Annotated in this window: 20 protein-coding genes; 17 read left to right on the top strand and 3 right to left on the bottom strand. The window is 67.7% G+C overall.

The features are described 5' to 3' along the window. Nucleotides 1–280 precede the first annotated feature (280 nt). From ileS to ndk, 4 genes are read left to right on the top strand one after another with little or no spacing between them, the layout of a single operon-like run. Entirely contained in the window at nucleotides 281–3,670 is a 3,390-nt protein-coding gene (gene ileS / locus MOX01_RS09055) for an isoleucine--tRNA ligase (RefSeq protein WP_141369346.1), read from the top strand. After that, a complete protein-coding gene (locus MOX01_RS09060; protein WP_141369348.1) occupies nucleotides 3,667–5,019 on the top strand; it encodes a bifunctional folylpolyglutamate synthase/dihydrofolate synthase in 1,353 nt (450 codons plus the stop codon). The genes ileS and MOX01_RS09060 overlap by 4 nt, the downstream gene beginning before the upstream one ends. After that, on the top strand, nucleotides 5,016–5,447 hold the full coding sequence (locus tag MOX01_RS09065) for a DUF4233 domain-containing protein (protein ID WP_230977913.1): 432 nt from the start codon (nucleotides 5,016–5,018) through the stop codon (nucleotides 5,445–5,447). Before MOX01_RS09060 ends, MOX01_RS09065 begins: the two co-directional genes overlap by 4 nt. A gap of 1 nt (nucleotide 5,448) precedes the next feature. Next, the gene (ndk, locus tag MOX01_RS09070) at nucleotides 5,449–5,865 is read left to right on the top strand and encodes a nucleoside-diphosphate kinase (RefSeq protein ID WP_141369352.1); all 417 of its coding nucleotides are present in this window, start codon (nucleotides 5,449–5,451) and stop codon (nucleotides 5,863–5,865) included. Between the two features lie 68 nt (nucleotides 5,866–5,933). Here the strand turns inward: ndk and MOX01_RS09075 are convergent, their stop codons facing one another. Then, nucleotides 5,934–6,551 carry a vitamin K epoxide reductase family protein gene (locus MOX01_RS09075; protein ID WP_046749244.1) on the bottom strand — a complete coding sequence of 206 codons (618 nt, stop codon included), beginning with the start codon at nucleotides 6,549–6,551 and terminating at the stop codon, nucleotides 5,934–5,936. Nucleotides 6,552–6,834: 283 nt separating this feature from the next. Between MOX01_RS09075 and MOX01_RS09080 the strand changes: the two genes are divergently transcribed. Beyond that, the gene (locus MOX01_RS09080; protein WP_230977912.1) at nucleotides 6,835–9,441 is read left to right on the top strand and encodes an Rne/Rng family ribonuclease; all 2,607 of its coding nucleotides are present in this window, start codon (nucleotides 6,835–6,837) and stop codon (nucleotides 9,439–9,441) included. Here the strand turns inward: MOX01_RS09080 and MOX01_RS09085 are convergent. Further along, entirely contained in the window at nucleotides 9,406–9,672 is a 267-nt protein-coding gene (locus tag MOX01_RS09085) for a DUF4031 domain-containing protein (RefSeq protein WP_113681811.1), read from the bottom strand. The genes MOX01_RS09080 and MOX01_RS09085 overlap by 36 nt on opposite strands. A 246-nt stretch (nucleotides 9,673–9,918) precedes the next feature. On the opposite strand from MOX01_RS09085, the gene rplU reads away from it, so the two are divergent. From rplU to MOX01_RS09135, 10 genes are all read left to right on the top strand, one after another. Beyond that, nucleotides 9,919–10,227 (top strand): 50S ribosomal protein L21, encoded by a 309-nt coding sequence (rplU, locus tag MOX01_RS09090; RefSeq protein ID WP_028501602.1) that lies wholly within the window; start codon nucleotides 9,919–9,921, stop codon nucleotides 10,225–10,227. An 18-nt stretch (nucleotides 10,228–10,245) separates the two neighbouring features. After that, nucleotides 10,246–10,503, top strand: a complete 258-nt coding sequence (gene rpmA, locus MOX01_RS09095; RefSeq protein ID WP_028501603.1) for a 50S ribosomal protein L27 — start codon at nucleotides 10,246–10,248, stop codon at nucleotides 10,501–10,503. A gap of 101 nt (nucleotides 10,504–10,604) precedes the next feature. Further along, on the top strand, nucleotides 10,605–12,104 hold the full coding sequence (obgE, locus tag MOX01_RS09100; protein ID WP_046749240.1) for a GTPase ObgE: 1,500 nt from the start codon (nucleotides 10,605–10,607) through the stop codon (nucleotides 12,102–12,104). Further along, entirely contained in the window at nucleotides 12,101–12,886 is a 786-nt protein-coding gene (gene proB / locus MOX01_RS09105) for a glutamate 5-kinase (protein ID WP_046749239.1), read from the top strand. Before obgE ends, proB begins: the two co-directional genes overlap by 4 nt. A 9-nt stretch (nucleotides 12,887–12,895) precedes the next feature. After that, nucleotides 12,896–14,149, top strand: a complete 1,254-nt coding sequence (locus MOX01_RS09110; protein ID WP_141369354.1) for a glutamate-5-semialdehyde dehydrogenase — start codon at nucleotides 12,896–12,898, stop codon at nucleotides 14,147–14,149. A 65-nt stretch (nucleotides 14,150–14,214) separates the two neighbouring features. Then, nucleotides 14,215–14,439 carry a hypothetical protein gene (locus MOX01_RS09115; protein WP_021198522.1) on the top strand — a complete coding sequence of 75 codons (225 nt, stop codon included), beginning with the start codon at nucleotides 14,215–14,217 and terminating at the stop codon, nucleotides 14,437–14,439. 6 nt (nucleotides 14,440–14,445) lie between these two features. Next, a complete protein-coding gene (gene nadD / locus MOX01_RS09120) occupies nucleotides 14,446–15,051 on the top strand; it encodes a nicotinate-nucleotide adenylyltransferase (protein ID WP_021198523.1) in 606 nt (201 codons plus the stop codon). Continuing rightward, nucleotides 15,048–16,211, top strand: coding sequence for a hypothetical protein (locus MOX01_RS09125; RefSeq protein WP_141369356.1), 1,164 nt, complete (start codon nucleotides 15,048–15,050; stop codon nucleotides 16,209–16,211). The genes nadD and MOX01_RS09125 overlap by 4 nt, the downstream gene beginning before the upstream one ends. Beyond that, a complete protein-coding gene (rsfS, locus tag MOX01_RS09130; protein WP_046749236.1) occupies nucleotides 16,211–16,594 on the top strand; it encodes a ribosome silencing factor in 384 nt (127 codons plus the stop codon). The genes MOX01_RS09125 and rsfS overlap by 1 nt, the downstream gene beginning before the upstream one ends. A 1-nt stretch (nucleotide 16,595) precedes the next feature. Then, on the top strand, nucleotides 16,596–17,285 hold the full coding sequence (locus MOX01_RS09135; protein ID WP_141369358.1) for an SDR family oxidoreductase: 690 nt from the start codon (nucleotides 16,596–16,598) through the stop codon (nucleotides 17,283–17,285). A gap of 18 nt (nucleotides 17,286–17,303) precedes the next feature. On the opposite strand, the gene MOX01_RS09140 is transcribed toward MOX01_RS09135, so the two are convergent. Then, nucleotides 17,304–18,959 carry a dipeptide ABC transporter ATP-binding protein gene (locus tag MOX01_RS09140; protein WP_170224185.1) on the bottom strand — a complete coding sequence of 552 codons (1,656 nt, stop codon included), beginning with the start codon at nucleotides 18,957–18,959 and terminating at the stop codon, nucleotides 17,304–17,306. 169 nt (nucleotides 18,960–19,128) lie between these two features. On the opposite strand from MOX01_RS09140, the gene MOX01_RS09145 reads away from it, so the two are divergent. Both MOX01_RS09145 and MOX01_RS09150 read left to right on the top strand, forming a co-directional pair. Next, nucleotides 19,129–20,334: a dipeptidase gene (locus tag MOX01_RS09145; RefSeq protein ID WP_046749234.1), complete on the top strand. Its 1,206-nt coding sequence runs from the start codon at nucleotides 19,129–19,131 to the stop codon at nucleotides 20,332–20,334. Then, a complete protein-coding gene (locus MOX01_RS09150; protein WP_061015860.1) occupies nucleotides 20,334–21,953 on the top strand; it encodes an ABC transporter substrate-binding protein in 1,620 nt (539 codons plus the stop codon). The genes MOX01_RS09145 and MOX01_RS09150 overlap by 1 nt, the downstream gene beginning before the upstream one ends. The last annotated feature ends 6 nt before the right edge of the window (nucleotides 21,954–21,959 follow it).

Genomic DNA, 21,959 nt, shown 5'->3' on the forward strand with positions numbered 1-21,959 from the left:
GTGCGCGGTCGTGCGCGGTCGCCATTCGGGAAGGACCATGCGCCGGGGAGCAGTGGGCACGCGTACACTGGTGGGACGAGCATCGATCCGGCCATCACCGGGGAGCTCTCGGAAGAACGGCGTGACCTTCGGGCCGCGCTCAGTAGAACCGAGCGGGGCAGGCCCGTCACAGCCGCAGTGAGAGTGGTCGCGCCGCAGGGCGCGGCACGCGAGGTGGTACCGCGGTCCGTGAGGGTCGTCCTCGCATGAGCATCCGCCACGACGACCACTGCGAGCCACGATGACCTACCCCCGTTCCGCCTTCGGCCCCGCCGCCGACTCCGTCGCGCCCAGCCCTCGCTTCCCGCAGATCGAGGAGGAGGTGCTCGCGTTCTGGGAGGCGGATGACACCTTCCGCGCGTCGATCGCGCAGCGCGAGGGGTCGCCGGAGTGGGTGTTCTACGACGGCCCGCCCTTCGCGAACGGCCTTCCGCACTACGGCCACCTGCTCACGGGGTACGCGAAGGACGTGTTCCCGCGCTTCCAGACGATGACCGGCCACAAGGTCGATCGCGTCTTCGGCTGGGACACGCACGGACTTCCCGCCGAGCTCGAGGCGATGAAGCAGCTCGGCATCACCGAGAAGGCCGAGATCGAGGAGATGGGCATCGACGTCTTCAACGCGAAGGCGAAGAGCTCGGTCCTGGCCTACACGCACGAGTGGCAGGACTACGTCACCCGTCAGGCGCGTTGGGTCGACTTCGACCGTGGCTACAAGACGCTCGACCTGGGCTACATGGAGAGCGTGCTCTGGGCGTTCAAGACGCTGTACGACAAGGGCCTCGCCTATGAGGGATACCGGGTGCTCCCGTACTGCTGGCGTGACGAGACCCCGCTCAGCGCCCACGAGCTGCGTATGGACGACGACGTGTACCAGATGCGTCAGGACCCCTCCGTGACGGTGACCTTCCCGCTGACCGGAGCCAAGGCCGAGGCGCTCGGGCTCACCGGCGTGCGCGCCCTCGCCTGGACGACCACCCCCTGGACGCTCCCGACCAACCTCGCGCTCGCCGTGGGGCCGGACATCGAGTACGTGGTACTGCCGGCAGGCCCGAACGGCGCAGCGGACGTGCACCAGGCCGCAGGGACGACGGATGCCGCGATCGAGGCCTCGGCGCACCGATACCTGCTCGCCCGTCAGCTCGTCGGCGGATACGCGAAGGACCTCGGGTACGAGAGCGCCGATGACGCGCTCGCCGCCGTCGACGCGACGGTCCGCGGTGCCGAGCTGCAGGATGTGACCTACGACCGCCTGTTCGACTACTACGCCGACACCGAGACCTACGGCACCGAGAACGCCTGGCGCATCCTGGTGGACGACTACGTCACCGTCAGCGATGGAACCGGCATCGTCCACCAGGCTCCGGCCTACGGTGAGGACGACCAGCGGGTCGCCGGTGCTGCGGGGATCCCGACGATCCTGTCGCTCGACGACGGCGGACGCTTCCTCCCGAACGTCACCGATGTCGCCGGCCAGCTGTGGATGGACGCGAACACGCCCCTCGTGCGGCTGATCCGCGAGAACGGCCGTCTGATCCGCCTGCAGAGCTACGAGCACTCGTACCCGCACTGCTGGCGCTGCCGGAACCCGCTGATCTACAAGGCGGTGTCGAGCTGGTTCATCCGCGTCACGGACATCAAGGACGACATGCTCGCCAACAACGAGCAGATCACCTGGGTGCCGGAGAACGTCAAGCACGGACAGTTCGGCAAGTGGCTCGAGGGCGCGCGCGACTGGTCGATCAGCCGCAACCGCTACTGGGGATCGCCGATCCCGGTCTGGAAGAGCGACGACCCCGAGTACCCGCGCGTCGACACCTACGGCTCGCTGGAGGACCTCGAGCGCGACTTCGGCACGCTTCCGCGCAACCCTGAGGGCGAGATCGACCTGCACCGCCCGTACATCGACGACTTGACGCGTCCGAACCCGGACGATCCCACCGGCAAGAGCACGATGCGCCGCATCGAAGACGTCTTCGACGTGTGGTTCGACTCCGGTTCGATGCCCTACGCCCAGGTGCACTATCCCTTCGAGAACCAGGAGTGGTTCGACTCGCACTCCCCGGCGGACTTCATCGTCGAGTACATCGGACAGACCCGCGGCTGGTTCTACGTGATGCACGTGCTCTCGACCGCGCTCTTCGACCGCCCGGCGTTCACGGGCGTCAGCTGCCACGGCATCGTCCTCGGCAGCGACGGCTACAAGATGTCGAAGTCGCTGCGGAACTACCCCGACGTGTCCGAGGTGCTCGACCGCGACGGTTCCGATGCGATGCGCTGGTTCCTGATGTCGAGCTCGGTGCTGCGTGGTGGAAACCTCGCGGTCACCGAGGAGGGCATCCGCTCCGGCGTCCGCGAGTTCCTGCTGCCACTGTGGAACTCGTGGTACTTCTTCGCCACCTACGCGAACGCATCGGGCGCCGCCGGCTACGAGGCGCAGTGGAGCACCGATTCCACTGATGTGCTCGATCGCTACATCCTCGCTCGTCTGGGCGACCTCGTCCGCGAGGTGCGTGCCGACCTGGAGGGTCTCGACTCCACGACGGCGTCCGCGCGGTTGCGTGACTTCGCCGAGGTGCTGACGAACTGGTACATCCGACGTTCGCGCGATCGCTTCTGGACAGGCGTGACGGAAGACCCGAAGAGCCGTGAGGCGTTCGACACCCTCTACACCGTGCTCGAGACGCTCACCCGCGTCGCAGCGCCTCTCGTGCCCCTCATCAGCGAGCGCGTGTGGCAGGGCCTGACCGGTGGGCGCAGCGTGCACCTGACCGACTGGCCGGACGAGGCGCAGTTCCCCGCAGCGGACGAGATCCGCGACGCCATGGACGCCGTGCGCGAGCTGTCGAGCGTGGGCAACGCACTGCGGAAGAAGGAGAAGCTGCGTGTGCGTCTTCCGCTCGCCCGCTTCACCGTGGTCTCGCCTCTCGCGGCGTCGCTCGGGCAGTTCGAGGACATCCTCCGCGAGGAGCTCAACGTGAAGTCGGTCGAACTCGTCGCGCTCGCCGATGACACCGCAGCGGAGTACGGCATCGCGCACCGCCTCAGCGTCAACGCCCGCGCGGCGGGTCCGCGTCTGGGCAAGGACGTGCAGAAGGCGATCCAGGCCGCACGCTCTGGCGACTGGAGCGAGGAGGCCGGTGTCATCACAGCCGGCGGCATCGCGCTGGAGCCGTCGGAGTACGAGCTCGTGCTCGAGACGACCGGCCGTCCGGAGGGGGAGGCTCTGGCCATCGTGCCGAGCGGGGGTTTCGTGCTGCTGGACACCAGGACGACCCCCGAGCTCGAGGCGGAGGGGCTCGCCCGAGATGTGATCCGCGCCGTGCAGGAGACGCGCAAGAACGCCGACTTCGACGTGAGCGACCGCATCCGGCTGGTGCTCCGATTCCAGGACGATGCGGACACCGCGGCCGTGGTCTCGGCGTTCGAGCTGGCAGGCATCGCTGCGGAGACCCTCGCCGAGGAGTACTTCGTGATCGACGCGCAGGGCGACTCGATCTTCGGTCACGGTGCGGTCCTCGCCGGTGCAGGAAGCGCGACGCCGGAGTTCTCCGCTGTGATCTCCGCCGGGACGTATGCGAACATCGGCGACTTCACGATCGACGTGACCAGGAGGGGAGCGGGAGCATGAGTGCTGCTGACAGGGCGGATGCCGTCTACGAGGCGCTGCTGAGCCGAGCGGGAGAGCGCTGGGTGCAGCCGCGCAAGGAGCGCACCGCCCGGATCCTGGCCTTCCTCGACGACCCGCAGCGCACCTACCGCGTCGTGCACATCACGGGCACCAACGGCAAGACGTCGACGGCCCGGATGATCGAGAGCCTTCTGCGTGCGCACGATCTGCGTACCGGGCTGTTCACGAGTCCACACCTGGAGCGCTTCACCGAGCGCATAATGATCGACGGCGAGCCCATCGCCGACGAGGCCGTCGCGGACGCGTGGGACGAGATCGAGCCGTTCGTGGACATCGTCGACGCCGAGCTCGAGGCAGCCGGTGACGCTCCGTTGACCTTCTTCGAACTGCTGACCGTGCTGGCATTCGTCGCGGTCGCCGACGCTCCGATCGATGTGCTCGTGCTCGAGGTGGGCATGGGCGGCGAATGGGACTCCACCAACACGGCCGACGGCGACGTCGCGGTGTTCGCGCCGATCGACATCGACCACGCCGACCGCCTCGGCAGCACGATCGCCGAGATCGCCGAGGTCAAGGCGGGCATCATCAAGGAGGGCGCCGCCGTGGTGTCCGCTCAGCAGCCCGCGGAGGCCGCCGAGGTGCTGCGCCGGGTGGCTGCGGAGCGCAACGCCACCATCGCCTTCGAGGGCGAGGAGTTCGGTCTCGCCGAGCAGAAACTCGCGGTCGGTGGGCAACTGCTCACGATCCGTGGCCTGGCGGGGGACTACACCGAGGAGTACCTCCCGCTGTACGGGGCGCATCAGGGGCACAACGCCGCCCTCGCTGTCGCCGCGGTGGAGTCGCTGATCGGGGGCGCCACGCAGCGCATCGCGGCCGACATCGTCACCGCGGGCCTGCAGGAGAGCACTTCTCCCGGCCGACTGCAGCTGCTCGGCATCGCGCCGACCGTGATCGTCGACGCGGCGCACAACCCGCACGGCGCCAAGGCGCTCGCGCAGGCACTGGACGACAGCTTCGACTTCGACGAGTGGGGTCTGGTGCTCGGTGTGCTCGCCGACAAGGATGCCGCGGGCATCGTCGCCGAGCTGGCCCCGAGGGCTGCACACGTCTTCGCCACCGCTCCGGATTCGGATCGAGCGAGCGATGCTGATGCGATCGCCGATCTCGTGGAGCAGAGCGGCCAGCGGGCGACCGTGCACCACTCTCTCGCCGACGCCGCCGACGCCGCGCGCGAGTGGGCCGCCTCCTCCGACCGCCGCGCGGTGATCATCGCGGGCTCGGTGGTGCTCGCCGGAGAGGCGATCGCGCTGTCGCAGGACGAGGACTGGAAGGCGGGGTGGCGCGCATGAGCGCCGATGCCGCACCAGCGCGTCGTCCGCGCCCGCCGCGCACCCTCGTGCAGAAGCTCGCACCCGTCGTGCTGGGGTTCGAGGCGATCGTGGTCTTCCTCGTCGGACTCACGATCTTCGGCTTGCGTCAGCTCCCCGATGGCGTCGAGCAGTGGTGGGCGATCGTCGCCGGGGCGGTGCTCGCCCTCGCGTGCATCGTGATCGCGGGGATGATCGCGAAGCCCTGGGCACTCACCGCCGGGTGGGTCGTCCAGGCCCTCGTCGCGCTGTCGGCGTTCTTCGTCCCCTCCATCCTGCTCGTCGTCCTGATTTTCGGCGGGATGTGGGCGTATGCGACCATCGGAGGGGCCCGACTGGACGCACGACGCCCCGTCGAGCCCTCGACCGAGACTCAGACCACGCAGATCTCAGACACAGAGAGTGAATGACATGGCCACCGAAGAAACCCTCGTCCTCGTCAAGCCCGATGGCGTCGCTCGCGGCCTCACCGGCGCGATCCTCGCCCGCATCGAGGCGAAGGGCTACGGCCTCGTCGACATCCGCCTGGTGGAGCCCGACCGTGACCTGCTCGCCGAGCACTATGCCGAGCACGAGGGCAAGCCGTTCTACGAGCCGCTGCTCGAGTTCATGCTCTCCGGCCCGTCTGTCGCGATCCGGCTCGCGGGCAACCGCGTGATCGAGGGCTTCCGCTCGCTCGCAGGCACGACCGACCCCACGACCGCCGCACCGGGCACGATCCGTGGCGACTTCGGTCGCGACTGGGGCCTCAAGGTGCAGCAGAACCTGGTGCACGGCTCCGACAGCCCCGAGTCCGCCGCGCGCGAGCTGGGAATCTGGTTCGACTGAGAACCCGTCCACATGCGAAGAGCCCGTCCACCGAATCTCGGTGGACGGGCTCTTTCCGTGCTGCAGCCTCAGAAGATCATGCCGATGACCTCGCCGAGGAGGTCGAGGCCGCGCAGCTGAGCGAGGAGGATCACGACGGCGTACGCGAGGATCGTGGCGAGCGGGACCCAGGCCATCAGCCGGTTCGCGCGCTCCTGCACCTTCTCGTTGCCGGTGAAGCTGCCGTTTCGTGTCAGGTGCAGCATGGTGGCGAAGAAGGTCGGGATGGTGACGGACCAGGTGAGCATGCACCACGGGCAGAGCACACCGAGGTTGGGGGCGTAGATGCTCTGCCAGATCAGCCAGCAGACGAGGCCGAAGGCGAAGGTCACGCCGGCGCCGAAGGTCAGCCAGAACCACCGGGGGAACCGTGAGCCGGCGAGCAGTGCGACGCCGACGAAGAGGGGTGCCATCCACCCGGCGATACCGAGGATCGGGTTGGGGAAGCCGAAGACCTCTCCCTGCCACGACTCGAGGTTCTTCCCGCACTGGATCATCACGCTGACGTTGCAGCTCAGCACGGCGTCGGGGTTGGCCGCGAGGACGAACTTCTCGACCGTCAGCTGGAATGCGGCGAACCAGCCCACCACACTCGCGATGATCAGCCAGACGGCGTAGACGACGGGGCGGGTGCGCTGCTCGCTCATACTGGGGATTATCCCAGCGCCTGCTATGGATGGGGCGAGAACAGGCCGGACAAAACTCGCTGCGGACGACGGGATACCGCGAACCGACCCACTTGGTGCGATAATGGCCTGTGATGCGATGAACGGCGTTTGCCGCGACACGCGTCGAGAAGACTTCGGGGTCCAATGCCCCACGCGATCAGAGCCATGAGCCGGTCGCAGACCGAGTGAGTTCGCGGAACCCGCGGGTACCGCATGAGATTTCACGGGGAACCTAGTGTCCCGTGCAGGGAGTAAGCCAGAGATGGCCGATGAGAACAATGACAACAACGCCCCCACCCTCGACTTCCCGGCTGACGCCGCGGGAGAGCTGACGGAGCCCACCGCTCCGGATGTCGACGGCCCTGCAGAGGCGTCGATCGAGGGTGACGAGAACTCCGACGCCGCTGAACGGGCCGAGGACGCCGCTGCCGATGCTGTCGCCGCCGGCTACGCCGCAGCGGACGATGCCGCGGCTGCTGCCGACGATGCCGCTGCTGCGGCCGATTCCGTCGCTGATGCCGTGGCTGAGGCGGAAGCCGAAGCTGCCGCTGACGCGGAAGCGGCTGCCGAGGCCCAGGCTGCTGCTGAGGCGCTCGAGGTGCCGGAGGGGGAGTCCGCCGTCGCGGAGAAGCCCTCGGAAGCCGGAGTCGTCGAGGAAGCCACCGCAGAGGAGTCGGTCGCGCAGTCGACGACCGCCGTCGAGGCGACCGTCACCGAGGAGGAAGCTCCGGCCGCTCCCGAAGCTCCGGGTCCGGTGACTGCTGTGTCGCTCGGTCTGCTTCCCGAGGTGTTCGTCTCGCAGGTCTCCACACAGCTGCACTTCTACGCGCCTGAGATCGTCCCGCTCCCCGCGCAGCCGGGGCGCGAGCGCATCTTCGACCGGATCGCCGAGCGCGAGCAGTCGCAGGACGAGCCCGCGGGTCGTGGCCGCGGCCGTCGCCGCCGTGGCGGTTCCGAGGGTGACGACCAGCGCGAAGAGCCGCGTCAGCGTCAGCGCGTCGTCGAGTACATCACCGAGCCGAAGGCCATCAAGGGATCCACCCGCCTCGAGGCGAAGAAGCAGCGTCGCCGGGACGGGCGTGACGCTGGTCGTCGTCGCCCCGTCGTGACCGAGGCCGAGTTCCTCGCACGTCGCGAGTCCGTCGACCGCAAGATGGTCGTGCGCTCCAAGAACGGCCGCACGCAGATCGGTGTCCTCGAAGACGGCGTGCTGGTCGAGCACTACGTCGCCCGGAACCAGGACGCGTCGTTGATCGGCAACGTCTACCTCGGACGCGTGCAGAACGTGCTTCCCAGCATGGAGGCCGCGTTCGTCGACATCGGTCGTGGACGCAACGCCGTGCTGTACTCCGGCGAGGTCGACTGGGACGGCGTCGAGACGGGCAACCAGCCGCGCCGCATCGAACTGGCGCTCAAGCCCGGCGATCGCGTGCTCGTCCAGGTCACCAAGGACCCGGTCGGACACAAGGGTGCTCGTCTCACCAGCCAGATCTCCCTGCCCGGCCGCTACCTGGTCTACGTGCCGGGCGGTTCCATGAACGGCATCAGCCGCAAGCTTCCCGACAACGAGCGGGCACGCCTCAAGCGCATCCTCAAGGAGGTGCTGCCGGAGTCCTCCGGGGTGATCGTCCGCACGGCGGCCGAGGGTGCCACCGAGGACCAGCTCACGCGTGACGTGCAGCGTCTCACCTCGCAGTGGGAGCACATCCAGAAGCAGGTCGAGAACCAGCAGGCGCCCGCGCTCCTGCACGCGGAGCCCGACCTTCTCGTGAAGATCGTCCGCGACGTCTTCAACGAGGACTTCACCAAGATGCTCATCCAGGGTGAGGATGCGCAGCAGACCATCCGCGCCTACCTGGAGAGCGTGGCTCCCGACCTGCTCGAGCGCGTCGAGGCGTATGAGGACGAGACCGATCCGTTCGATGCGTTCCGCATCACGGAGCAGATCGAGAAGGCTCTCGATCGCAAGGTGTGGCTGCCCTCTGGTGGCTCGCTCGTGATCGACCGCACCGAGGCCATGACGGTCGTCGACGTCAACACCGGCAAGTTCGTCGGCTCGGGCGGAAACCTCGAGGAGACGGTCACCAAGAACAACCTCGAGGCAGCGGAGGAGATCGTCCGCCAGCTGCGCCTGCGTGACATCGGCGGCATCATCGTCGTCGACTTCATCGACATGGTCCTGGAGTCCAACCGCGATCTCGTGCTGCGGCGCCTGATCGAATGCCTGAGCCGCGACCGGACCAAGCACCAGGTCGCCGAGGTCACCTCGCTCGGGCTCGTGCAGATGACGCGCAAGAAGCTGGGGCTCGGCCTGCTCGAGACCTTCAGCGAGGCCTGCGAGGTCTGCGCAGGTCGCGGCGTCATCGTGCACCACGACCCGGTCGTGAAGCACCGCTCCAACGGCAACAACAACGGCGGCGGCAACGGCGGCAACGGGCAGAGCGGGCGTCGTCAGCGCGGCGGCGGTGGCAACGGGAACGGTCAGAACCAGAGCGCTCCGGCTGCCTCCGCGGTCACCCACAGCATCACGGAGGGGGCGAAGTCGGCCCTCGCGCAGATCGCCGCCTCCACCATCGCTCCGGCGGCGGATGGGGCGCCGGAAGCCGAGGCGGCCGACGTCACGTCGGAAGCGCCCGCAGGTGCCGATCGTCCGAAGAAGGCTCGCAAGAAGCGGGGCGGCGACCGCAAGGGCCCGAAGTCTCCCGCCGAGGCGCTGCTCGACTCCGTCCTCGACGCTCTCCCGGAGCCGAAGGCGCCGGGTCAGGGGCGAGGACGTCGTCGGGTGAGCACAGCGGCGCTCACCGGCACGCCCGTCTCGGTGAACAACGAGCCTTCAGCGCCGGTCGCGGCTGCGGACTCGGAGTCCTGAGGCGATCAGTCGGCGCACCAGCTCCTTGCCCGTGACGTGCTGGGCGCCGGCGGCGACGAGCCGGGGGATGGTCTCCTCCGGCACGTCGTAGTGGTCGAGATCGAAAGCGCGTGCGGCGACGTCGTTCTCGCGCGCGAACGCGTGCAGCTCGTCGAGGCTCTCGTCGCTCACGAGGTGCGCCCACAGGCGTCCGTGGGCGGGCCAGAGCGGGTCGTCGACGAGTACGGTCACCCTTTCAGCCTAGGTCCGCGCCGGTGGGGCAGGGGCTGCTGGAGCGAGCCGCGATGTACGGACCCACCTCGCTTTGCGACACCGACCCGCATCCGGTAAAGTAGTCCCTTGGTGCGTATGCCGCGTCGTCCTCGTCGGTCGAAGCGGAGAGCCTTGCGTTCGCGCCCGCCGTTCCACGGTGCATGCAAGCAACAGTCTTCCCGTGAGATCTCGGAGCCGCGAGCTCCCCAACGAAACAGGTATGAAGTGGTTTACGCAGTAGTGCGCGCCGGTGGGCGGCAGGAGAAGGTCGAGGTCGGCACGATCGTTCAGCTCGACCGTGTCAAGGCTGCCCAGGGCGAGAAGATCGAGCTGGCCGCTGTGCTGCTCGTCGACGGCGCCACGGTGACCACCGACGCTGACTCGCTGGCCAAGGTCAAGGTCACGGCTGAGGTCATCGGCAACCTCCGCGGCCCGAAGATCATCATCCAGAAGTACAAGAACAAGACCGGCTACAAGAAGCGCCAGGGCCACCGTCAGGAGCTCACGCGCGTCAAGATCACCGGCATCAAGTAAGCCAGAGGGGACTAGGACATGGCACATAAAAAGGGCGCAAGCTCAACCCGTAACGGTCGTGACTCCAACGCTCAGCGCCTCGGCGTGAAGCGCTTCGGCGGTCAGCAGGTCCTCGCCGGCGAGATCATCGTCCGCCAGCGCGGCACGCACTTCCACCCCGGCGTCAACGTCGGCCGTGGCGGCGACGACACGCTGTTCGCTCTGGCCGCCGGTGCGGTCCAGTTCGGCGCGAAGGGCGGCCGCAAGGTCGTCAACATCGTCGCCGCAGCTGAGTGATCACAGCGCGACACTAGTTATCCGGTTCGGGGCGGGCTTCGGCTCGCCCCGTCCGTGTATCTGCACACCGAAACACCACTCACATACAGGGGAATCCGCACATGGTCACGTTCGTCGACACCGTCACACTGCACCTTCGTGCGGGTAAGGGCGGCAACGGCTGCGTTTCCGTGCACCGCGAGAAGTTCAAGCCGCTGGGTGGTCCCGATGGAGGCAACGGCGGCGACGGCGGAGACGTCGTCCTCGTGGCGGACCCGCAGACCGGAACGCTGCTGTCGTACCATCACTCGCCGCACCGGTCCTCCGGCAACGGCGGTCCCGGCATGGGCGATCACCGTTCCGGCTTCCTGGGTGAGACGCTCGAGCTCCCCGTGCCGGTCGGCACCGTGGTGAAGAACACCGCGGGTGAAGTCCTCATCGACATGATCATCCCCGGCGAGCGGTTCGTCGTCGCGAAGGGCGGGATGGGCGGGCTCGGTAACGCCGCTCTCGCCACCCCCAAGCGCAAAGCACCGGGCTTCGCCCTGCTCGGCACGCCCGGATACGAGGGCGACGTGGTCCTCGAACTGAAGACGGTCGCCGATATCGCTCTCGTCGGCTACCCGTCCGCCGGCAAGTCGAGCCTGATCGGCGCGATCTCGGCCGCGCGGCCCAAGATCGCCGACTACCCCTTCACGACCCTGCACCCGAACCTCGGCGTCGTTCAGCAGGGCGACTTCCGCTACACCGTCGCGGACGTGCCCGGTCTCATCGAGGGCGCCAGCGAGGGCCGCGGGCTCGGTCTCGAGTTCCTCCGCCACGTCGAGCGCTGCTCCGCACTGCTGCACGTGCTCGACTGCGCGACTCTCGAGCCGGGACGCGATCCGATCTCCGATCTCGACGTCATCCTCGCCGAGCTCGGCGCGTACGAGGTCCCCGAGGGACAGACTCCGCTGCTGGAGCGCCCGCAGCTCATCGCGCTGAACAAGATCGATGTGCCGGAGGCGCGCGACCTCGCCGACCTCGTCCGCCCCGATCTCGAGGCTCGTGGGTTCCGCGTGTTCGAGATCTCCACCGTCTCGCACGAGGGGCTGCGCCCGCTCACCTTCGCACTGGGTGAGCTGGTGGAGAAGGCCCGCGCCGAAGCGGCGCTCGAGACACCGCCGGAGCGCGTCGTGATCCGCCCGCGTGGTTCCAAGAAGGACTTCACCATCCGGGTCGAGGGCGGCACCTACGGCAACGTGTACCGCATCCTTGGCGAGAAGCCGGTCCGCTGGGTGCAGCAGACCGACTTCCAGAACGAGGAGGCCGTGGGCTACCTCGCGGATCGACTCGAGAAGCTCGGAGTGGAGGACGAGCTGTTCCGACTCGGCGCCGTGCAGGGGTCGACCGTCGTGATCGGCGAGGGCGACAGCATCGTGTTCGACTGGGAGCCCACCATGACGTCCGCCGCCGAGGCGATGGCCGCGCCGCGCGGAACCGACCCGCGTCTGGCTCCGAACGCACGCCGGACCACCTCCGAGCGCCGTGAGCAGTACTACGAGCGCATGGACGCGAAGGCCGAAGCCCGCGCCGAGGTGGAGACGCAGCGTCTCGCCGCGTACCGCGAGGACGGCGAGTGACAGCACGCACCCGCGCGGACCTCGCCACCGCGTCCCGCATCGTCGTCAAGGTCGGGTCGTCCTCGATCAGCGGGGACTCCTCATGGCGGATCCCCGTCATCGTCGAAGCCCTGGCTGCGGCGCACGCGCGGGGGATCGAGGTCGTGCTGGTGTCGTCGGGTGCCATCGCGTCCGGCATCCCCTTCCTGCGGCTGGATGCTCGTCCGACCGACCTCGCGACCCAGCAGGCCGCGGCCGCCGTCGGCCAGAACATCCTGATGTACCGCTATCAGGAGTCGCTGCGTCCGTTCGACATCGTCGCGGGCCAGGTGCTCCTGACGACCGGTGACCTCGAGAACCCGACGTCGCGTTCCAACGCCCGTCGCGCGATGGAGCGCCTGCTCGGCCTGCGCACGCTTCCGATCGTCAACGAGAACGACACGGTCGCGACACAGGAGATCCGCTTCGGTGACAACGACCGGCTCGGTGCGCTGGTCGCTCAGCTGATCGAGGCGGACGCCCTCATCCTGCTCAGCGACATCGAGTCGCTGTACACGAAGCCTCCGACCGATCCCGGCGCCGAGCCGATCGACGTGGTCGCGCCGAACGCCGATCTCACCGGCCTGGAGTTCGGGGCGACCGTCGTCAACAGCGTGGGCACCGGGGGAGCGGCGACCAAGGTCTCCGCCGCCCGTCTTGCCGCGGCGTCTGGCATCGGTGTGCTGGTCACCAGCGCCGACCTCGTAGCGCAGGCCCTGGCCGGCGCCGAAATAGGGACCTGGTTCGAGCCGGCCACCTCATAAACTGGGCGGATGACCGACCAGACCCCGCAGGTGCGCCTGGAGCGCGCCAAAGAGGCCTCTCGCGCCACGGCTGCGCTCACGAGCGATGAGAAGGCGCGAGTGCTCGAAGCGATCGCTGTGGCGCTGAGCGATTCCGCTGTGCAGATCATCGAGGCGAACGGTCGTGACATCGCCCGCGGACGCGCGGAGGGCATCGGGGAGTCACTCATCGATCGGTTGCGTCTCGACGAGAAGCGTGTCGCGGCACTGGCGGCCGCCGTGCGTGAGGTCGCCGCTCTCGGTGACCCGGTCGGGCGCGTCGTCGGCGGCCACCGGATGCCCAACGGTGTCGCCCTCGAGCAGGTGCGCGTACCTTTCGGCGTCGTCGGCGCGATCTACGAAGCCCGCCCCAACGTGACGGTCGACATCGCCGCTCTGGCGCTGCAGTCGGGCAACGCCGTCGTGCTGCGTGGCGGGAGCGCCGCCCGTGAGTCGAACACCGTGCTCGTCGACGTGATGCGGCGGGCGGTGGAGAGTGCAGGGCTCACAGCCGAGGCGATCCAGACGGTTGACGACTTCGGCCGGGACGGCGCGAAGGCGCTCATGCACGGGCGAGGGTTCATCGACGTCCTGGTGCCGCGGGGAAGTGCCGGCCTCATCGAGACCGTCGTCACCGAATCGACCGTGCCTGTGATCGAGACCGGGGCAGGCAACGTTCACATCTTCTTGGATGAGACCGCCCCGGACGACTGGGCGAGCGACATCGTCGTGAACGCCAAGGTGCAGCGGCCGAGCGTGTGCAATGCGGTGGAGACCGTGCTCGTGCATCGACAGGCGGCACCGCGTCTGATCCCGCTGGTGGCCAGCGCGCTGCAGAGCGAGGGCGTCGCGATCCACGGCGATGACATGGTCGTCGGCCTCATGTCGAACGTGATCCCCGCCACAGAGGAGGACTGGAAGACCGAGTACCTCAGCCTCGACATCGCGATCAAGGTCGTGGAGTCCCTGGACGAGGCGCTCGACCACATCCGCCGCTACAGCACGGGTCACACGGAGTCGATCATCACGACCGACACGCGCAATGCGGAGCGCTTCCTGGCCGAGGTGGATTCCGCCGTCGTGATGGTGAACACGTCCACCCGATTTACGGACGGCGGCGAGTTCGGCTTCGGCGCGGAGGTCGGCATCTCGACCCAGAAGCTGCACGCTCGAGGGCCGATGGGCGTCGCAGAGCTGACCAGCACGAAATGGCTCGCGCGTGGGTCGGGGCAGACCCGCGGCTGAGGGCTAGACTGGGGGACGCTGTACCTCACAGGATCCCGAACAGCACGCCACGAAACGGAGTCAGGATGAACCTCGTCGCACAGATCGCGATGGCCGCTGCCGAAACAGAGCACCACGGCAACGTCGCGCTCGAAACGGTGATCTTCGGAGCCATCGCTGCGGTCGTGTTCGCCTTCCTCGGACTGGTGACCTTCTCCTACAAGAACGTCGCCAACCGCCACTCGGCCAAGGCCGAGGCCTGGGCCGCACAGCACGGCAAGGACGGCCACGAGGCGGGACACGGCCACTAGGCCCCCATGAACGACGCTGCGACCACGCGCCCCCCGCGCATAGGTGTGATGGGCGGCACGTTCGACCCCATCCACCATGGCCACCTGGTCGCAGCCAGCGAGGTGGCGAACTCCTTCGGCCTCGACGAGGTGGTGTTCGTTCCCACCGGTCACCCGTGGCAGAAGTCGGGCGTCTCGCCGAGCGAGCATCGCTACCTCATGACGGTGATCGCCACCGCGTCGAATCCGCAGTTCACCGTGAGCCGGGTCGACATCGACCGTGAGGGGCCCACCTACACGATCGACACGCTGCGCGATCTGAAGCGTGATCGCCCGGATGCGGACCTCTTCTTCATCACCGGAGCCGACGCCGTGGCGCAAATTCTCAGTTGGAGGGACCATGATGAGTTGTGGGAGTTGGCCCACTTCGTCGCGGTCTCGCGCCCGGGACACGTCCTGAGCACCGACGGCCTCCCGAGCGACAACGTCAGCCAACTGGAAGTGCCGGCGCTGTCGATCTCATCGACGGACTGCCGTGAACGCGTTCGCGACGATCAGCCGGTCTGGTATCTGGTCCCTGATGGGGTCGTTCAGTACATAGCGAAGCATCATCTGTATCGGAGCAAGGCATGAGTACATCGGATCGCCAGGAGCAGGGTCCGCTGACGCGCAAGCAGCTGCGGGAGATCCGTCTGACGGGTTCGACCCCCGTCATCACCAGCGAGGAGGCCGCCGCCGCGGCGGAAGCCGCGCCCCCCGCGCCGCCACTGCCTCGGGCCGCCGACCCCGTGGAGGTCGCACCGGCACCGGTCGTCGACGCCGCGAACGGTGACGCACCGCTCACGCGTCGTCAGGTGCGCGAGCTCGAGAAGGTCCGCACGGCCTCCGTGCCGGTGGTCACACCGGAAGGCACCTCGGAAGACGGCGTCGCTGCTGCCGGCGACGGGGAAGCGGAGCAGCCCGCCGAAGCGGGCCCCTCAGACGCCGCTGCCGCGCCCGCGGAGATCGTGTCGGGCGTTCCTGACTTCACCCGCAACGAAGAGCCGGGCGATGCCGACGACGACGACGATGATGATGACGTCGCCGTAGAGCCCGTCCGGGCATCGGTCGCCGCAGACGCGGTGGGCGAGGTCCCGCTGGAGACCACGGCGGCGTCCACGGGCGATGAGGACGATGTGGCTGCGGCCCTCGGGCTTCCCGCCCAGGCAGAGGACGCCGGCGAGCAGGATCCTGACGACGTGCTCGCCGATGTCGACGACGCCGGGGATGAGGTCGTCGGCGACGCACGCCCGACCGTCAACTCCGCTTTCGGCGAGGGGCTGCTCGCAGACGCTCCCGACCCGCACGCGCCCTTCCGCCCGTCTTTCGATGAGCTGCTCACGGTCGGCGACTCGACCGGCTCCCAGCACTCCGCGCCGAATGCGCTGATCTTCACACCCTCTCCCGGAGAGGGATCGCTCTCCGGTCCCGTCGCATCGACCGGCGAGATCCTCGTGACGGGGTCGTATGAACTGCCGCAGGGCATGGGTTCGCAGGGCCACGCACTCGGAACCACCGACGGCAAGGATGTCGACGCCGTTCTCATCGACGGCGAGCTTCCCCCCGCGTCGTCGCCTACGCCGATCGCCGCCAGCTCGGCGGTCAGCACCATCAAGCCCGCCGGCGAGGTGATCCGTCCGCCGGCGCCTGAGAAGGGCAACCGGCTGATGATCACCCTGGCGATCGTCGCCGGAGGGCTTGCCCTCGCTGTCGGTGTCGTCGTCATCATCGCCATCACCACGAATGTGTTCTGATGCAATCACCTGAAACCGCCGAAGAGATGCTGCGTCTGGCAGCACAGGCCGCCGTCGACAAGGGCGGAGAGGATCTCGTCGCACTCAACGTCTCCGAGCCGCTTCCGCTCGTCGACATCTTCCTGCTCGTCACCGGAAACAGCGAGCGCAATGTCGCCGCGATCGCCGACGAGATCGAAGACCGCCTGATCGAGTCCGGGCACAAGCGCGTCCGCCGAGAGGGTCGGGCGGAGGCTCGCTGGGTGCTGCTCGATTTCGGTGACCTGATCGTGCACGTGTTCCACCAGGAGGAGCGCGTGTACTACGGGCTGGAGCGTCTGTGGAAGGACTGCCCCGTCGTTCCGATCGACGTGGCGGTGCCTGCCGCCACCGACCAGGGCTGACGTGTCAACGCACCTCGTCACCGGTGCGGGTTCCGGCATAGGGGCTGTTCTCGCTGGACGGCTCCTGGATCGCGGCGACGACGTCGTGGCGCTCGCCCGCGATGCCGGGCGTGCCAGACAGATCGCGGAGACGCTTCCCGGAGCTTCCGTCCTCGTCGGAGACCTCTCCCAGCCGGGGCGACTGTCGTGGGCGCTGTCGAAGCAGCACCTGCCCGAGCGGATCGATGCGCTCGTCCACGTCGCCGGCGTCGTCGACCTCGGCGATGTGGCTGATCTCGCTCCCGCGCTGTGGGAGCAGCAGCTCGCCGTGAATCTCATCGCCCCTGCCGAGCTCACGCGCCTGCTTCTGCCCGTCCTGCGCGTGTCACAGGGGCAGATCGTGTTCGTCAACTCGGGAGCGGGCCTCCGCGCCAACGCCGGGTGGTCGGCGTATGCGGCGTCGAAGCACGGTCTCCGTGCGCTTGCCGATGCGCTGCGCGCCGAGGAGGCCGCGCACGGAGTGCGGGTGACGTCGATCTATCCCGGCCGCACAGCCACTCCCATGCAGGAGCGCGTGCACCAGCAGGAGGGCCAGGACTACGACGCCGAGCGGTTCATCACGCCGGACGCGGTCGCCACGACCATCCTCACGGCGCTCGATCTTCCACGCGATGCGGAGATCACCGACCTCACGGTGCGACCGGGGCGCTGACTCCGCGCTGCTCCGCGTTCACGCGCTCATTCGGGTGCGGCGCGCGAGCATGCCCCGGTCGGCGCGTGTCTGGGGAGGAATGGCCGAGAGCAACGACCGGGTGTAGGGGTGCTCTGCGCGAAGGTAGACGTCTTCGGTCTCACCGATCTCGACCATCTCGCCCAGGTACATGACCGCGACGCGGTCGGCGATGTGCCGCACGAGGGAGAGATCGTGCGCGATGAAGACGATCGACATTCCCAGTCGCTCCCGCAGCTCGCACAGTAGGTCGATGATCTGTGCGCGGATCGACACATCCAGCGCAGAGACGGGTTCGTCGCACACCAGGACGTCCGGGTCGAGTGCGAGTGCCCGAGCGATGCCGATGCGCTGACGCTGTCCGCCGGAGAACTGGTGCGGGAAACGCGAACCCATCTCGGCGGTGAGGCCGACGAGTTCCAGCAGCTCGGCGACGCGCTCGCGCCTGCTCGACGGCGTTCCCGAGTGCGTCGCGGCGAGCGGTTCGGCGATGATCTGCTGCACGGTCATCCGAGGGTTGAGTGACATGTAGGGGTCCTGGAACACCATCTGCACCCCACGCCGCAGGATCTTCCGATCGCGGAGCCGCCCTCTCGTCACATCCTGGTCGCGGTAGCGCAGGGTTCCCGCATCGGGGGAGTCGAGCCCGACCAGCATCCGCGCCAGAGTCGACTTGCCGCTTCCGGACTCGCCGACGATCGCCAGGATCTCGCCCTGGCGGAGGTCGAGGTCGACGTCGGCTACCGCGGCGACCCGGTGCGCACGGCGCCCGCTTCCCGAACGGAAGGTGCGCTCGAGGCCGCGTCCCTCCAGGATCGGCGGGGTGTCGGCATCCTGCGCCGCCGGGCTCACATCTCGCGGCATCGAGTTCAGCAGCTGCACCGTGTACGGATGCTGCGGCTCGGTGAGCACGACGTCGGCGGATCCCGTTTCGACGATGCGACCGGTGCGCATGACGGCGACCTGATCCGCGACCTCCATCACGACACCGAGGTCGTGCGTGATGAGCAGGATCCCCATTCCGAGTCGATCACGCAGGGAGAGCAGCAGATCGAGGATCTGGGCCTGCACCGTCACATCGAGCGCGGTCGTCGGCTCATCCGCGATGATGAGATCAGGGTCCAGCGCGATCGCCATGGCGATCAGGATGCGCTGGCGCTGGCCGCCGGAGAACTGGTGCGGGTAATCGTGCACACGCCTGTCGGGGGAGGGGATACCGACGAGGGCCAGCAGCTCGACCGCGCGCGCCTGGGCGGCGCTCCGGCCGATGCTGCGGTGAGCACGGATCAGATCGATGATCTGATCGCCGATGCTGAGGACCGGATTCAACGCGGAAAGGGCGTCCTGCATGACCAGGCTGACGTGCACACCCCGCAGGCGCCTGTGCTGTTCGGCGGAGAGGGAGAGGAGATCGGTCCCGCTGAGCGTCAGGGTGTCCGCCTCCACATCCCCGTTGTCGATGAGGCCCATGATCGCGCGGGCGGTCATGGACTTTCCTGATCCGGACTCGCCCAGCAGCGCGAAGACCTCGCCCCGGCGCACGGTGATGTCGATGCCATCGACCACGCGGTTGCGCCGGCCTTCGCCGGTGAGGGTGACGGTGAGTCCCTTGACGTCCAGGACGACGGTGTTCCGGGGGGCGGGTGCGTTCTCCATGGGTGCCATCATGCCAGCTTCCAGCCTCTGAATTGTTTCGAACAGGAAACATTTCGTCTGGAAATAATCACAGCTGTTGACATCTATGCCGAAATCCTCCAGATTCGAGGAAACTCCCGCTTGGTGACCGAGTGGGCCACCCGCATCATCGAACCGAAGGAGCGCATCCGTGCTCGAACAAGCTGGCCGGTACACCGGCTACACCGCGTACGACTATCTGGAAGCCGGCAAGGACTACCGCGAATTCCGCTACGCCAAGCAGATCGGCCGCGTCCCGGCTTACGATCTCGGCCTGAGCGATGCGCAGCGCGAACGCACCGAGCGCCTGCTCCGCGAGGAGACCGTGATCTCCCTGCACGAGCACGTGCAGGTCTTCCCCGAGGACATGGGCGAGCTACGCGACCACATCCGCCAGGGTCGCGAACCCACCGGCTACCAGGGTCTCGCCCGTTCCGGACTCACGGCCGTGTTCGACAACGGTATGGACGGCACCTGCTGCATCTCGAGCGACGCAGGGTGGAAGTACCAGGACGTGCTGTTCGACCTCGGTGTTCGCATGGCCGACCTCGCGCACCAGGACTTCGTGATCAAGGCCGAGTCGATCAAGGACATCCGCCACGCGGCGGAGACCGGCCGAGTCGCGCACATCTTCGCGCTCGAGGCGTCGACCATGATCGAGAACGAGGTCGACCGCCTCGACGTGCTGTACGGCTTCGGCGTGCGTCAGATGGGCATCGCCTACTCCGAGGCCAACATGCTCGGAGGCGGACTGAAGGAGCGGGGCGACGGCGGACTGACATACTTCGGCGAGCGCGCGGTCGAGCGGATGAACAAGCTCGGCATCGCGATCGACATCTCCCACTCCGGGGACCAGACGTGCCTCGATGTGATCGCCCACTCGACGAAGCCGGTCTTCATCACGCACGCCGGTGCTCGTGGGCTGTGGCCGACCAACCGCATGAAGACCGACGAGACGATCATCGAGTGCGCCAAGCGCGGCGGTGTGATCGGCATCGAGGCGGCTCCGCACACCACCATCTCGCCCCAGCACCCGAAGCACTCGCTGGAGTCGGTGATGGATCACTTCCAGTACTGCGTCGACCTGGTGGGCCTGGAGCACGTGAGCTTCGGACCGGACACGCTGTTCGGGGACCACGTCGGCCTTCACGACGCGTTCTCCTCGAACCTGTCGCTAGGGCAGGCGCACGCCAACGTCGACTACGAGAAGCAGCCGTACGTCGACGGCATCGAGAACCCGGCCGAAGCCTTCTACAACATCATCGGCTGGCTTGTGAAGCACGACTACTCCGACGACGAGATTCGCGCCGTCGTCGGAGGGAACACCATGCGCGTACTCGAGGAGGTCTGGGTCTGATGAAGTACAGCAAGTTCCTCGCCCTCGGTGCGGCCGCGGCTCTCGCTGTCGGTCTCGCCGCGTGCGCCCCGTCCGCGCCGGAACCGGGGGAGTCGTCCGGCTCCACCGGTCCGAGCGACGAGACGATCAGCATCGGCACGACGACGGATGTCGTGAACTTCAACCCGGTGCTCGGCAACAGCAGAACGGATTCGTGGATCACGAACCTGATGTATCCGCACCTGCTGAGCATCAGCGACGACGGCAGCAAGGAAGCCCACGTGGCCACGGATTGGGGCTACGTGGATGACACCACGGGCTTCTACGAGATCCGCGACGACCTCACCTGGAGCGACGGCGAGCCCCTCACCGCCGAAGACGTGGCGTGGACCCTGAACGCGGTCAAGCGCGATCAGGCCCCCGGCACGTTCTACGGACAGCTCGGCAACCTCGACACCGCGACAGCCGTGTCGGACACCCGTGTCGAGCTCACTCTCACCCAGCCGGACTCGTCCATCGTCGAGGAGATCGGGTTCTGGGGTGTCGTCGTCCCGCAGCACGTCTTCGAGCCGAAGGGATCGATCGCCGAGTTCGCGAACGACGGCAGCGACGGGGGATGGGTGGGCATGGGCCCGTTCATCATGAGCGACTTCCAGGTGGGTCAGCACTACACGCTGAAGCGCGTCGAGGACTACCCGCTCGTCAAGGGCGGCGTCCCCGGACCCGCCGAGGTCGTGTATCGCGTGTATCCGGACGTGAACACCGAGATCCTGGCACTGCAGAGCGGCGAGATCGATGTGATCGCGAACGCGCTGCCGCCGGCACAGGTCGAGCAGCTCGGCAACACCGACGGTCTGCAGGTCATCGAGGCTCCGGGGCTCGGCTACGCCCACCTGGTCTACAACATGGACAGGCCGGACCTCGCGAAGACCGAGGTCCGTCAGGCACTCGCCCATGCCGTCGACTACGACGCGATCCGCACTGTCGTGCTGCAAGGGCAGGCCGTCTCGACGGGCTCCAGTGCGCTGATGCCGGTGCTCGCGAAGTACTACGACAAGTCGGTCAAGGAGTACGAGTTCGACCCCGAGAAGTCGCGCTCGCTCATGGAGAAGGCCGGCTACGCGGCGGACGCGAGCGGGAAGTTCCCGGTCTCGTTCCGGCTGATCTACTCGCTGCAGGACAGCGTCACCAGCCAGTGGGCCCAGATGGTGAAGGACAGCGCGGCAGAAGCCGGCATCACGATCGAGCTGCAGGGCACCGAGCGCAACACCTACCTCTCCATGACAAGCGAGGGCGACTACGACATCTATGCGGGCAACTTCGCCATCATGGACGACCCGGTGACGAACTTCTCGCTGTCGTATCTCCCCGGCGGGGCGATCAACTACACGCACGTGGACGATCCCGACCTCAACGCCCTGATCGAGGAGGGAATGGTCACCTTCGACCAGGACGAGAAGATCTCGATCATGCGCAAGGCGAACAAGATCGTCCATGAGCAGGTCTACGACAACATCATGTACACGCAGAACCTGTTCTTCGCAGCCAGCGACGAGTGGGCCGGCTTCATCGCGAAGCCGAGCGAGCTGCTCTCGATCGTGAACCCGCTCTCGCTCGCGAGCGCGCACCCGGTCGAGTAACAACCA

Source organism: Microbacterium oxydans, from assembly GCF_006540085.1.
In the GTDB taxonomy this organism is placed as follows: Bacteria; Actinomycetota; Actinomycetes; order Actinomycetales; family Microbacteriaceae; genus Microbacterium; species Microbacterium oxydans.